At 71.5% G+C, this 12840-nt stretch carries 12 protein-coding genes; 10 read left to right on the top strand and 2 right to left on the bottom strand.

Annotated features, from left to right (window positions below; all coding sequences use genetic code 11):
* Nucleotides 1-237: 237 nt before the first annotated feature.
* The 5 genes from IEY33_RS18220 to IEY33_RS18200 all read left to right on the top strand — a co-directional run bounded on the left by IEY33_RS18220 (nt 238) and on the right by IEY33_RS18200 (nt 6079).
* Nucleotides 238-1287: an alpha/beta hydrolase gene (locus IEY33_RS18220; protein WP_188964719.1), complete on the top strand. Its 1050-nt coding sequence runs from the start codon at nt 238-240 to the stop codon at nt 1285-1287.
* A gap of 61 nt (nt 1288-1348) precedes the next feature.
* Complete coding sequence (locus tag IEY33_RS18215; RefSeq protein ID WP_188964718.1) at nt 1349-2377, top strand: C39 family peptidase; 1029 nt, start codon at nt 1349-1351, stop codon at nt 2375-2377.
* Nucleotides 2374-3192 carry a hypothetical protein gene (locus IEY33_RS18210; RefSeq protein WP_188964717.1) on the top strand — a complete coding sequence of 273 codons (819 nt, stop codon included), beginning with the start codon at nt 2374-2376 and terminating at the stop codon, nt 3190-3192. Before IEY33_RS18215 ends, IEY33_RS18210 begins: the two co-directional genes overlap by 4 nt.
* A 29-nt stretch (nt 3193-3221) precedes the next feature.
* A complete protein-coding gene (locus IEY33_RS18205; RefSeq protein WP_268238851.1) occupies nt 3222-4703 on the top strand; it encodes a CbiX/SirB N-terminal domain-containing protein in 1482 nt (493 codons plus the stop codon).
* Between the two features lie 263 nt (nt 4704-4966).
* Nucleotides 4967-6079, top strand: coding sequence for a Stp1/IreP family PP2C-type Ser/Thr phosphatase (locus IEY33_RS18200; RefSeq protein ID WP_188964715.1), 1113 nt, complete (start codon nt 4967-4969; stop codon nt 6077-6079).
* Between the two features lie 43 nt (nt 6080-6122).
* On the opposite strand, the gene IEY33_RS18195 is transcribed toward IEY33_RS18200, so the two are convergent.
* Complete coding sequence (locus IEY33_RS18195; RefSeq protein WP_188964714.1) at nt 6123-7211, bottom strand: SGNH/GDSL hydrolase family protein; 1089 nt, start codon at nt 7209-7211, stop codon at nt 6123-6125.
* 258 nt (nt 7212-7469) lie between these two features.
* Nucleotides 7470-9623 carry a polyribonucleotide nucleotidyltransferase gene (gene pnp / locus IEY33_RS18190; RefSeq protein WP_188964713.1) on the bottom strand — a complete coding sequence of 718 codons (2154 nt, stop codon included), beginning with the start codon at nt 9621-9623 and terminating at the stop codon, nt 7470-7472.
* Between the two features lie 101 nt (nt 9624-9724).
* Here pnp and IEY33_RS18185 point away from each other — a divergent pair, with 101 nt between their 5' ends.
* The 5 genes from IEY33_RS18185 (at nt 9725) to folK (ending at nt 12797) form a co-directional block, all read left to right on the top strand.
* Nucleotides 9725-9988 carry an acyl-CoA-binding protein gene (locus tag IEY33_RS18185; protein ID WP_188964712.1) on the top strand — a complete coding sequence of 88 codons (264 nt, stop codon included), beginning with the start codon at nt 9725-9727 and terminating at the stop codon, nt 9986-9988.
* Nucleotides 9989-9992: 4 nt separating this feature from the next.
* Nucleotides 9993-10943: an ImmA/IrrE family metallo-endopeptidase gene (locus tag IEY33_RS18180; protein ID WP_306415625.1), complete on the top strand. Its 951-nt coding sequence runs from the start codon at nt 9993-9995 to the stop codon at nt 10941-10943.
* Nucleotides 10940-11815 (top strand): dihydropteroate synthase, encoded by an 876-nt coding sequence (gene folP / locus IEY33_RS18175; protein WP_229671151.1) that lies wholly within the window; start codon nt 10940-10942, stop codon nt 11813-11815. The genes IEY33_RS18180 and folP overlap by 4 nt, the downstream gene beginning before the upstream one ends.
* A 72-nt stretch (nt 11816-11887) precedes the next feature.
* The gene (gene folB, locus IEY33_RS18170) at nt 11888-12292 is read left to right on the top strand and encodes a dihydroneopterin aldolase (protein WP_188964711.1); all 405 of its coding nucleotides are present in this window, start codon (nt 11888-11890) and stop codon (nt 12290-12292) included.
* Nucleotides 12285-12797: a 2-amino-4-hydroxy-6-hydroxymethyldihydropteridine diphosphokinase gene (folK, locus tag IEY33_RS18165; RefSeq protein WP_188964710.1), complete on the top strand. Its 513-nt coding sequence runs from the start codon at nt 12285-12287 to the stop codon at nt 12795-12797. Before folB ends, folK begins: the two co-directional genes overlap by 8 nt.
* Nucleotides 12798-12840: the final 43 nt, after the last annotated feature.

Raw genomic sequence — 12840 nt, 5'->3', positions numbered from 1 at the left:
ATTTTCATGCACCTCGCCGCGTCTGCGTTCGCTTTCTTCGGCTGCCTCGCTCGGAGGCTCAGAAAAGATACAGGACACTCCGCCAACTGTCAAGCGCCCACCCGTGAACTCCCTTCATCTCCCCCGCCCCACACCACCAAAACGCATGCAGGACAGCAAAAAACGAAACAGAGAGAAAGACGCGCGAATCCTCCGGGCACCGGAATCCGGCACCGCGGGGCGGTCTACAATCCGGGCATGGCCGTCACTGTCGCTGGTTCCGTCGCCACCTTCACACCGCCCGAGGGCGCCACCGCCCTCGTGGGGGACTTCACCGACTGGAAGAAACGCCCCGCCATCCCCGTCCTGAACGGGCAACCCGTCACGCTGACCCTCCCGCGCGGCGCGTGGGTGGAGTACGCGTGGCTGGACGGCGCGGGCCACCCCTTCCCCGACCCGGACAACGACCGGCGCAGCCTGAACCCCTGGTGGACGTACCCGCGCGCCGCCGTGAACGGCCACTACGAACAGCACCCGCTGAGTACGCAGACGGAAGACGTGCCGTCCGGGACCGCGCACCGCCTCAGCTGGGAGGGCGGCGTGTTCGGCGGGACGCGCCGCGCCATCGTGTACACGCCCCCCCACTACGACCCGGCCGTGACGTACCCCGTGTACTACGTGCAGGACGGCGTGGCCTTCTACCGCACCGGGAAGCTCGGGGAACTGATGGACCGCGCACTCGCCGCCCACCTGATCGACCCGGCCGTACTGGTGTTCGTGGAGCCCGGCGACCGCAACGAGGAGTACTACCTGAACGACCGCTACCTGGACTTCCTGACGGGCGAGGTGTGGCCGCGCGTGGAAGGACAGTACAGCGTGGCGCGCGACGCGGCCGGGCGCGGCCTGTGGGGCGCGAGCCTGGGCGGCCTCATCAGCCTGTACCTGGGGAGCCGTCACCCGGAGCTGTTCGGACGGGTTGCGAGTCACTCCGGGGCGTTCATCGCCCACCCGCAGGGCCGCACGCCGGAAGGCATCGACACCACCACCGCCGGAGAATGGCTGCGCGAGCAGCTGACGCTCGCCCCGCCCCGCCACCTGCGCGTCAGCCTGGACACCGGCACGCTCGAATGGCTGACCGGACCGAACCGCCGCATGGCCGCCACCCTCGCGGACCAGGGCGTGCCGCACCAGTACCGCGAATACCAGAGCGGCCACAACTGGGTCACGTGGCGCGCCGCCCTCCCGGAAGCGCTGCTGTACCTGCAGGAACGCACCGTCACACAGGCCATCACGCAGGCGCGCCCGTGACGCCGCCCACCGGTCCCGCGCGCCCTCACCCGGCCCGCGTGACGGCACGGCAGAATCAGCCATGCTCCGACGCCTCATCCTCACGGCCCTGCTGGGCGGCACGGCCCTCGCCGCGCCCATGACGCTGCGCTTCCCGGCCTCCACCACCACCGTCCTGAATGCCGCCGACCTGCAGGCGAACCGCGAGGCGGGCACCGGCGACCAGAACCGCTGGACGGGCCCTGTCACGGCCGCCCCCAGCTTCACGCAGCTGATCCCCTCCTGGAACGCCGTCACGCCCCCCGGCAGCGGCGCGGGCCGGGTCACGCTGGAAGTCCGCGCGAGGCAGGCGAACGGCTGGACGCGCTGGTACAGCTTCGGCAGCTGGACGACCGCCAAGGGACGCAGCAGCATCGACGGGCAACGCGACGCGGCAGGCACCCTGAACACCGACACCCTCAGCCTCACCGCGCCCGCAGACGCGTACCAGTACCGCGTGACCGTGCAGGACGCGCGCCTCACGCTGCTCGCCTTCACGACCGGCACCCCCGCGAAGCCCGTGAGCGCCACGAGCGACCGGCGCGCCTGGGGTCACGTCCTGAACGTCCCGCCACGCTCGCAGATGATCTACCCCGGCGGCGGCGAGGTGTGGTGCAGCCCGACCAGCACCAGCATGATCCTCGCGTACTGGGGCGTGCAGGTCACGGTCCCGCAGGCCGCCGCCGCCACCTACGACGACGCGTACGAAGGCACCGGCAACTGGCCCTTCAACACCGCGTACGCGGGCAGCCTGGGCCTGCGCGCCTTCGTGGCCCGCCTGCCGGACCTGACGGCCGCCGAACGCTACCTGCAGGCGGGCGTCCCGCTCGCCGTGAGTCTCGGCTGGAAGAAAGGCGAACTGCCGGGCGCGCCCATCCCCGCCAGCGACGGCCACCTGATGGTCCTCGTCGGCTTCGACGCGCAGGGCAACCCCGTCCTGAACGACCCGGCCGCGCCCAGCGACGCCACCGTCCGCCGGACGTACCCGCGCGCCACCTTCGAGCACCTGTGGCAGACGCACTCCAGCGGCACCGTGTACGTCATCGCGCCGCCGGACCGACCCCTGCCGTGAAGATCCCGACCGCCTGCCCGCACTGCGGGCACCGCTTCCAGACCGAGTACCACGACAGCGGCATGCACGACCTGCGCTGCCCCGAGTGCGACGGCCGCTACGCGCTGTTCATCCGCAAGCAGCGCTTCGAGACGCTGTTCGACCTCGGCACGCGCGCCCTGATGGACGGGTACGCGCGCGAGGCCGTCGTGAACTTCGCGGCGGCCATGGAACGCTGCCTGGAGTTCTACCTGAAGGCCGCGCAGCTCGAGCACGCCGCGCAGCAGGGCCACGACCTGGAAGACGCCGTGCGTGCCCTGGACGGCACCTGGAAGCTGCTCGTCACGCAGAGCGAACGGCAGCTGGGCGCGTTCGCGGCCACGTACCTCGCCCGTGAGGGACGCGCGCCGGACTTCCTGACGCCGCAGGGCCTCGGCGCGGACTTCAGGAACCGGGTCATCCACCGCGGGTACCTGCCGCAGGAGCAGGAGGTGCAGGCGTACGCCGCGAAACTCTTCGCGCTCATGAACCGCCTGCTGGACGACCTGGGCGACGCGGCCCTGCAGGGCACGCTGCTGCAGGAACGCGAATACGCGGCCCTGCTGGACGCGCTGCCGGACGACGTGACCGCCGTGTTCGAGGAGCACCCCGGCATGTTCAGGACGCCGCGCGTACAGTCCGGGACGCCCCCGCCCGCACCGGCGCCCTCCCCTGCGGCCCACCACGCCGCGCCGCGCCCTCCCGCCCCGCTGAACGACGCGGCGGCCTTCCAGGCGGCCCTCAGGGAACGCGGGACGCTCGTGTCCGAACTGTTCGGCGGCAAGACCGGCCGCTGACCCGCGCGCCCTGTTCCGGGGCGTCCCGAATATCCCCATCGCCCACAAGTGTCCCGGCGGGCCACGCCTACACTGTGGTCATGCGTTCTCTGGTTCTCGTCGGTCACGGTTCCCACCTCAATCCCGAGTCGGCAGCGGCGGTGTACCGGTACGCCGAACTGCTCCGCTCCCGGGGCCTCTTCGACGAGGTGGTCGAAGGCTACTGGAAGGAAGAGCCGAGCCTGAGGCAGGTCCTGCGCACGTGCCGGTACACGGACGTGACCATCATTCCCATGTTCATCTCGGAAGGGTACTTCACGGAGACGGTCATCCCGCGCGAGATGGGCCTCGGGCACCAGGGCCCCGTCCCGCGGGAAGGCGTGGCCCGCACGCTCGGCGGGCGCACCGTCCGCTACACGCTGCCGTACGGCGTGCACCCCGCCATGACGGACGTGATCCTCGAACGCGCCCGCGAGGTCCTGCCCGACGCGGACGGCGAGGACACGGCCCTGATCATCATCGGGCACGGCACGACCCGCAACGAGAACAGCAACAAGATCGTGCACCAGAACGCCGCGCTGCTGCGTGAACGCGGCGTGTTCAGCGAGGTGCACGCCCTCTTCCTCGACGAGGAACCGAAAGTGACGGGCTGGCGCGAGAAGGTCCGCGCGAGCCGCGTGGTGATGGTGCCGTTCTTCGCGTCCGAGGGGTGGCACACGCTGGAAACCATTCCCGAGGACCTGGGCCTGGAGGGGACCGTCACCGTGTTCCCCGGCCCGGAGGACGGTCAGGACGCGCCCGGCCTCGAGCAGACCGTGTACTACGGCAAGCCGGTCGGGACGCACCCGGCCGTGGCGGACGTGATCGTGCAGCTGGCCGAGGAGGCGCGCGGCGCGAGCGTGACCGGCGGGGACCGCGCGCAGGACCACCGCGCCGCGTGGGACGCCCTGACCGCCCTGGCCGACCAGGGGCTGCGCATGGGCGAGATCCTGATCCGTCCGCAGGGCGGGCTGTACGAACTGCGGCACGCGCTCGACGAGGGACGCAGCAGCGAGACGCTCGTCACGCTCGTCACGCCGGAAGGCCTGCGCGACCACACGCGCCTCACGGAGGCGGGCGAGCACCGGCCCGTGCACACCCTGCGTAATCTGCGGCGCGGCTGGCGGGCCGTGATGAACGCGTCCGACCTGCAGCGCGCCGTGCACCTGCTGTACCCGGCCGTGGTGGAGGAAGGGTACGCCTGCCACACGCACGCGCTGCGCTCCACGCCGTGGCCCACCACCGCGCGCCGTCAGACGGGCATCTACGCCAAGGTGCAGAAGGCCACGCCGGAACAGGTGGAGCACGTGGCGCAGGACGTGTGCGGCGGCTGCCTGAAGACGCGCGTGTGGGCCGGGCATCGCCTCCCGCAGACGTTCTTCTCGGGGGTGCCGGGCGCGATCCCGTGCGCGGAGGCCTGCACCTTCCTGGTGGCGGAGATCCGTGAGGAAGTGGCCGGGAAGCGTGGTCAGAGCGGCGGTCACAGCCACTGAGTGCAGGGTGGTGCAAGGCGCTGCTCCTGAAACGTCGGATTTCTCCGGATCTTAAGAAAGACTTCATCCTATGATGGAAACGGTTCAGGACCCTTCCCCCCAGGCCACACCGCTCCGACGGACGCCGACCCCCGACACGCCAGCCTGAACATCGCCATTCAGCAAACGATTTCCCCGGATTAACAACCTGAACCTGAAACAGAAAGAAAGGGGGGGTGAGTCACTTGGCAGTCGCGCGTCTGAACAATCCCTATACTCAACGCATGCGCCCGAGCGCACCCTCCCTCCTTTCATCAGGGCTCCTGACCGACGTGGGCCGCCAACGCAGCGTCAATCAGGACGCGGGCCTGATCCTTGACCTGCCCCGGGGAGGCCTGTTCGCGGTCGCGGACGGCATGGGCGGACACGCCGCCGGGGAGCTCGCCGCAAACCTCGCGCTCGACACGCTCAGCAGCAGTTTCCTGAACGGCAACGGCTCCGCGCCCGAACGCCTCGCCGAGGCCGTTCAGGAAGCGAACCTCGCCGTGCTGCGCAGTGCCGTCGGCGAGTACGTCGGCATGGGCACCACCCTGGTCGCCATGGTGATCGACCGCGCCGCCGCCCTCATCGCGCACGTCGGGGATTCCCGCGCGTACCTGCTGCGCGACCGGCAACTGCACCGCCTCACCGAGGACCACTCCTGGGTGGCCGAACAGGTGCGCCTCGGACACCTGACCGAGGAGGAAGCCCGCAACCACCAGTGGCGCAGCGTCGTCAGCAACGCGCTCGGCGGGGAGGAACGCGTTCGGCTCGAACTGTACGGCCTGCAGGTGCGGCGCGGCGACCGCCTGCTGCTGTGCAGCGACGGCCTGAGCGGCGTGATCGAGGAAGCGGACCTGTACCGCATCCTGGCGAGCCAGCCGAACCCCGACAACGCCGTCCGGCAGCTCATCGACCGCTCCAACGACGAGGGTGGCCCCGACAACATCACCGCCATCGTCGTGGACATCGAACAGAGCGGCACCCTCCCCCGCTACGCCCTGCCGGGCCGTCAGGCGGAAGGGCCGCTGTACGTGGACATGCTCATCAGTTCCCGGCGCGGCACCAGTCCTCTCACGTATCTGGCGCTCGTGCTGGTGTACTTCACCCTGATGGGCCTCGTGCTGTACCCGCAGCAACGGACACCCATCGCCGTGATCGGCCTGGGCCTGCTGGGCGTCCTGATGGTCGGGAACCGCGTCGTGACGCAGCGGCGCGCCAGCACCTCCGACCTGCCGGACCTGCCCGTGTATCGCCCGGAACCGCAGGACACGCCGGACGCCAACGCCACCTCCGAACGCGCCAGCACCCAGACCAGCATCCGGCCCGCCACCGCACCGCGCGGCCTGCGCGACTGAACCGGCTCCCGGTCAATCCCTGGCCGCAGAACGGCCGCCCGGCTCACCAGGTGTTGATGGCGGTGCCGTAGGTGCGGTTCAGGAACCCGGCCAGCAGCTGTGCCAGCAGGCGGTGCGTGTTGCCGGAGGGATGCACGCCGTCCAGGCTGAAGGTGCTGCCGAACGGTGAGTCCGGCGTGGGAATCAGGGGACGGCCCGGCAGGGTTGCCAGGACGGGGTTCACGTCGAACACGGCGACCCCGCGTTCCGCGGCGAGCTGAGTGATGATCTCGTTGTACCGCAGGACGGTGTTGCGGGCCAGCGCGTACTTGGCGGGCGTGACGACGCTGTCGGACGGGCATCGGAGCGGGTTGCGGGCCGTGACGTTCAGCAGGCTGAGCGTCCCGAAGTAGCCGTCCACGCCGCTGCACGAGGCGTCCACGCTGCCGTTCAGCAGCAGCAGGCGCATGGGGACGAGGGCCGGGACGCGCGTCACGTCCGGCACGGTCAGCACCACGATGCGCGCCCCGGTCGGTTCGAGCGCGTCCAGCAGGCGCGCGTAGTTGGCGCGGAACACGTTGGGCGGCGTGGCCTGTTCCGGGTGGCCGCGCAGGGTGGGGAGCAGCACGTCGTTCGCGCCGATCCAGAGCGTGACGAATTTCGGACGCAGGGCCAGCGCCGCCTGCAGCTGCGTGCGGCCCGGCCCGAGAACCGCGCGGTACAGCTTGGCGGAGTACAGCAGCGGGTCGGGGTTCTGCACGCGGGCGTCGGTGGTGCTGTACACGTCCGCGACGCGCGCGCCGGGAATGGCGACCACGGGGCTGACCACCTCCGGGTGCAGGCGCGTGCAGGCCGCCTGGTCGATGCTGGCGGTGCTGATGTCGTCCGTGGCGGACCGGATGGGGGGAGGGCAGCCGGGGTCGGCGATCTCGGGCATCTGGATGTCCAGTCCGGCACGGCGGCCGAGCAGCACCGGGAACGCCGCGTCCTGCGAGGCGGCCGTGAGGCCTGCCGACTGCATGCCGGCCGTGATGCTGTCGCCCATCGCCACGTAGTCCGTGAACGGCACGGGCGGCTGGGCGGCGCGGGGCGCGCAGGCGGCCAGCAGCAGGGCCGGGAGCAGGGCGAGGGAGGCGAGGCGGGGGCGAGGCATGCCCGATGCTCTCAGGCGACCCATGCGGACTTTGTGCGCCCTGCCACCGGTGAGGCAGGACATGAAGGTTTCATGTGGAAGGGGTGACGTACAGAAGGGGCAGGACGGGACCGGAGGAGGGGCGCGGGACGGGCACGCCCGCCAGTCTGCCATCCTGCCACCGGGCCCGTCCGCTCAGGTGCCGCCCGAACGAACGCGGCCCGCCCCGGTGAAGGGACGGGCCACGCTGCAGGACCTGCACGGTTCAGGGGGTGGGGTTCAGCGGCGCGGGCGGCCCCGGTCGCCGCCTTCGCGCGGCGCGCGCGGTTCGCGCGGGGCGATCTTGCCTTCGAGTTCCGGGCGGATCAGGTCGATCTTGCCGCGGTCGTCGATCCCGGCGATCTTGACGCGCAGCCTGTCACCGACGTTCATGGCGTCTTCCACCGTCTGGATGCGCTCCTCGCTCATCTGCGAGATGTGCAGCATGCCGTCCTGACCGGCGAAGAGGTTGATGAACGCCCCGAACGGCGTGGTCTTGACGACCGTACCGTCGAACTCCTCGCCGACGGCGGCCGTGCGGGTGAGCGCCTCGATGCGGGCCCTGACGGCCTCGCCCGCCGCGCCGTCCGCGCTGAAGATGCGGACGGTGCCGTCCTCGTCGATGTTGACGCTCGCACCCATCGCTTCGAGCTCGCGGATCTGCTTGCCGCCCGGCCCGATGACCTTCCCGATGAGTTCCGGGTTGATCTTGAGGCTCAGGATGCGGGGCGCGGTGGGGGCCAGCTGCGCACGCGGCGCGGCGAGCACCTCGGCCATCTTGCCGAGGATGTGCAGGCGGCCGTCGCGGGCCTGGGCGAGCGCCTCGCGCATGATGGCGGGCGTGATCCCGCCGATCTTGATGTCCATCTGCAGGGCCGTGATGCCCTCGGCGGTCCCGCAGACTTTGAAGTCCATGTCGCCGAGCGCGTCCTCCAGGCCCAGGATGTCCGTCAGGATGCGGTAACGGCCGTCCTCCATCACGAGGCCCATGGCGACGCCCGCGACGGGCGCGGTGATCGGCACGCCCGCGTCCATCAGGGCCAGGGTGCCCGCGCAGACGGTCGCCATGCTGCTGCTGCCGTTACTTTCGAGCACCTCGCCGACGAGGCGGATGGTGTACGGGAACGCCTCGAAGCTCGGGAGGACGGCGCGGATGGCGCGCTTGGCGAGGTTGCCGTGCCCGATCTCGCGGCGGGACTGGCCGCCCACGCGTTTCACCTCGCCGGTGCTGTACGGCGGGAAGTTGTAGTGCAGCAGGAACTTGTCTTCCTTCTCGGCGCTGAGGTCGTCGATGAGGATCGCGTCGCGTTCGGTGCCGAGCGTGGCGACGCCGAGCACCTGCGTCTCGCCGCGCGTGAAGATGGCGCTGCCGTGCGCTCGGGGCAGGGCGCGCGCCTCGATCCAGATGGGGCGCACGGTGCGGGTGTTGCGGCCGTCGGCGCGCAGGTCCTCGTCGAGGATCAGGCGGCGCAGTTCGGTCTTCTCGACCTTGTTGAAGGCGGCCTTGTAGTGCGCGGTCTGCGCGGCGGCGTCCTCGGCGGCCGGGTCGACGCGCGCGGCGATCAGGCCGTCACGCAGGGCCTTGAGGCGCGCGCCGCGTTCCTTCTTGCCGGGCGTGAGGAGCGCGTCCTTGAGGCCGCCCGCGCGGGCCGCTTCGGTCAGTTCCGGCACCACGTCGACGCTCAGGTCGCTGGGCGCGATGAACGTGAACTTCTCGTGGCCCAGTTCGGCGCGCATCGTCTCGATCAGGGTGATGAGGCCCTGCATCTCGCGGTGCGCGAACTCGATGGCGCCCACCAGCACGTCCTCGGACGCGCCCTTCGCGCCCGCCTCGACCATCAGGATGGCGTCGCGCGTGCCGGCCACCACGAGGTCCAGATCCGACTCGGCGAGCTGGTCGGTGGTGGGGTTCACGACGTACTCGCCGTTCAGCAGGCCGACGCGCACGCAGGCGGTCGGTCCGGCCCAGGGGATGTCGCTGATGCTGAGCGCGGCGGACGCGCCGACCGGGCCGAGCACGTCGGCGGCGTTCTGGCCGTCGGCGGACAGCACGGTGATGATGACCTGCGTCTCCTGCCGGTAGCCTTTCGGGAAGAGCGGGCGGATCTGGCGGTCCGTGATGCGGGCAGACAGGATGGCCTTCTCGCCGGGACGGCCCTCGCGGCGCGGGAAGCTGCCGGGGATGCGGCCGACGGCGTAGTGGCGTTCCTCGAACTCCACGGTGAGCGGCAGGAAGTCGAGGGTGGAGAGGTCTTCGCGGGCCTGGGCAGTCACCAGCAGCATGGTGTCGCCGTAGCGCAGCGTCACCGAGCCGCTGACGAGCTTGGCCAGCCTGCCGGTCTCCAGGGTCAGCTCGCGCCCTCCGAGCATGGTCGTGTACGTTTTTCCTATCACCCGTTCATTGTATGCCGCTGGACTGCGGCGCTTCCGTCGCCGGGCGCGGGCGGCGCGGGCCTCCCCACCCGTGAATCCCTGAACCCGGTACAATAATTCGCATGACCCCCACGCTTCAGGAGCAGTTCGAGCAGGCCCAGCAGGACATCAAGACCCTCGACGAGCGCCCCGGCAACGCCACGCTCCTCAAGCTGTACGCGCACTTCAAGCAGGGCACCGAGGGCGACGTGCAGGGCACGCGCCCCGGCGGCTTCGACTTCGCGGGCGGCGCGAAATACGACGCCTGGGCCGCCCTGAAAGGCCAGACGCGCGAGGACGCGCAGGCCGGGTATGTGGCGCTCGTGCGGGGCCTGCTGTCAGAATGACCGTGTGAGCACGCCCACGCCCGGCGACCCCGCTCCTCCCAGCCCGGAGGAGCGCCACCTCAGTGCCGAGCAGCGCGCCCGGATGCGTGAACTGGCAGGAGAGTACGCGGCCCGCCTGCCGGGACGGGACAGCGAGGCGCTCGCCGCCGGACTGAAGGCGCGGCTCGTGTACACCGACCTCGGTGAGCGCGACGGGGCCTACGACCCGGAGCACGGCGTGATCCTCGTGAACCGCAGGGCCAGCCCGCAACGGCAGCGCTTCACGCTGGCGCACGAGGTCAGCCACGCGCTGCTGCTCGGCGACGACGACCTGCTCAGCGAACTGCACGACCGCTTCGAGGACGAACGGCTGGAACAGGCCATCGAGACGCTCTGCAACGTCGGGGCGGCCACCATCCTGATGCCGCCCGACCTGCTGAACGAGGTGCTGCGCCGCTACGGACCCACGGGCCGCGCCATCCACGAACTCAGCCGCCGCGCGGACGTGAGCGCCAGCAGCGCCATGTACGCCCTGGCGGACGAGGCGCACGGCCCGATCATCTTCGCGATCTGCTCGCGGGTGGGCGGCAAGAAGCTGGAGGAGGGCGCGTCCGGACGGCAGCGGCAGGCGGTGCTCGGGCCGGGCCGACCGGTGGTGGTGCGCGCCAGCGCCGAGACGGCCGAGGTGCGGTACTCGCTGCGGCCCGGCACGCGCGTCCCGGACGATCACCTGATCACGGTGGCGCTCGACACGGAGTGCCACCAGGGCGGGCAGAGCTACGTGCCGTTCCGGAGCGGTCGGCGCATGCCTGCCTTTCTGGACGCGTACCCGGACGGGCGACGCGGCGTGCTCGTCAGCTTCCGGCTGGAGGACCGGCCCTCTCCGGAACGCCCCTCTTCGGAACGGGCGGTGACGGAACGGCCCGCCACGGAACGCACGGTCGCGGAAGGACCCGCGGGCAGCGGGAGCGCGTGACCTTCCGGCTGGACTTCGCGCGCCCCGTGCCCGGCGCGGCCCGCACCCCGCACGGCTGGCGGCTCTCGTGGGACGGCTGCGCCGTGATGGGCATCCTGAACGTCACGCCCGACAGCTTCTCGGACGGCGGGCGACACGCGACCCTCACGGCCGCGCTCGCGCAGGCGCGCGCGATGCTCGGGGCGGGCGCGCTGGTGCTGGACGTGGGCGGCGAGAGCACCCGCCCCGGCGCGGACCCCGTCCCGGCCGAGACGGAACTCGACCGGATCCTGCCGGTCCTGCGGGAACTGAGCGGCTGGAACGCCGTGCTGAGCGTCGACACCCTGAAGCCCGAGGTGGCCGAAGCGGCCCTGCGGGCAGGCGCGCACCTCGTGAACGACGTGTCCGGCCTGCGCGACCCACAGATGACGCGTGTGTGCGCCGACGCGGGCGCCGCCGCCTGCATCATGCACATGCAGGGCGAACCGCGCAGCATGCAGCACGCCCCCCGCTACGACGACGTGACGCGCGAGGTGCACGCCTACCTGCACGCGCAGGCGAGCGCGGCGAGGGCGGCGGGCGTGCCGGGCGTGCTGCTCGACCCGGGCCTGGGCTTCGGGAAGACGCTGGCGCACAACGTCACCCTGCTGCGCGACCTGCCGGACCTGACGGCCAGGCCGGACCCGGTGCTGGTCGGCGCGAGCCGTAAACGCTTCGTGGGCACGCTGGGCGGCGCGGCACTCGCCGGGGACCGGGACGCGGGCAGCGTCGCCGTGCACCTGCACGCGGCCCGCTGCGGCGCGGCGATGGTGCGCGTGCACGACGTGGCCGCGCACACGCAGGCGCTGCGCGTGCAGGCGGCCGTGCTCGGTCAGGTGCCGCTGCCGGAATGACGCGGGAACACGCCCGCCACGCGGCGCCCGCGCCGACAGTGACGCCGACGGCCAGCCTGTACACTGGCACGCATGAGCAGCAAGGTCGTCCTGTCCGGAATGGAATTCCACGCCCACCACGGCGTGTACGAAGAGGAGGCGCGCTTCGGCGCGCGGTTCGTGGTGGACACCGAACTGCACTGGGACTTCAGCGACCTGCCGGACGAACTGGACCGCGCCGTGAACTACGAGCGGGTGTTCGCGGCCGTGCAGCACGAGACGACGCAGACGCGCGTGCAGCTCATCGAGGTGCTGGCCGGGAACATCGCGCGCCGACTGCTGCGCGAGCAGGCGCTGCTGGACGCCGTGACCGTCCGGGTGCACAAGCCGCACGCGCCGCTGCCGGGCGTGCTGCGTGACGTGACGGCCGAACTGACCGTGACGCGCGCCGCCGTGACGGCCAGACCCATGGGGTTCGGACGGCGCGCCCTTGAGTGACCCGGCCCCCCGCGCGGCGGGCGAGGCCCTGATCGCGCTCGGCGCGAACCTCGGCGATCCGCTCACGGCGCTGCGGCAGGCGCGCGACACGCTCGCGGACCTGGGCACCGTCACCGGCACGTCGTGGCTGTACCGGACGCGCGCGGTGGGCGGCCCGGACGGCCAGCCGGACTACCTGAACGCCGCCCTGAGCCTGCAGACGCCGCTCGGCCCGCAGGCGCTGATGCTGGCCCTGCTGGGCGTCGAGGCCCTCAGCGGGCGCGTGCGGCTGGAACGCTGGGGGCCGAGGGTGCTGGACCTCGACCTGATCGGGTACGGGGACGCGGTGCTGCACACGCCTCGCCTGACGCTGCCGCACCCGCAGGCCTTCGCGCGGGCCTTCGTGCTCGCGCCGCTGCGGGACATCGCGCCGCACTGGCAGCACCCCGTCCACGGGCAGAGCGTGCAGGAGGCCCTGCGGGACCTGAGTCTGGACGGGCTGGAACGCCTGCCGGAACGCCTGTGACGCCCGGTGCGTGCCGCGCGTCCTGCGCCGCTCATGGCGGGCC

The organism is Deinococcus aquiradiocola (assembly GCF_014646915.1).
In the GTDB taxonomy this organism is placed as follows: Bacteria; Deinococcota; Deinococci; order Deinococcales; family Deinococcaceae; genus Deinococcus; species Deinococcus aquiradiocola.
Note: the sequence above shows the minus strand (reverse complement) of the source record. Positions and strands in the feature narration are given on the sequence as shown.

Coding starts and splice junctions, on each gene's coding strand:
- IEY33_RS18200 (WP_188964715.1), top strand. CDS start 4,967: ATGCGCCCGAGCGCACCCTCCCTCCTTTCATCAGGGCTCCTGACCGAC.
- IEY33_RS18220 (WP_188964719.1), top strand. CDS start 238: ATGGCCGTCACTGTCGCTGGTTCCGTCGCCACCTTCACACCGCCCGAG.
- IEY33_RS18215 (WP_188964718.1), top strand. CDS start 1,349: ATGCTCCGACGCCTCATCCTCACGGCCCTGCTGGGCGGCACGGCCCTC.
- IEY33_RS18195 (WP_188964714.1), bottom strand. CDS start 7,211: ATGCCTCGCCCCCGCCTCGCCTCCCTCGCCCTGCTCCCGGCCCTGCTG.
- folB (WP_188964711.1), top strand. CDS start 11,888: ATGAGCAGCAAGGTCGTCCTGTCCGGAATGGAATTCCACGCCCACCAC.
- IEY33_RS18185 (WP_188964712.1), top strand. CDS start 9,725: ATGACCCCCACGCTTCAGGAGCAGTTCGAGCAGGCCCAGCAGGACATC.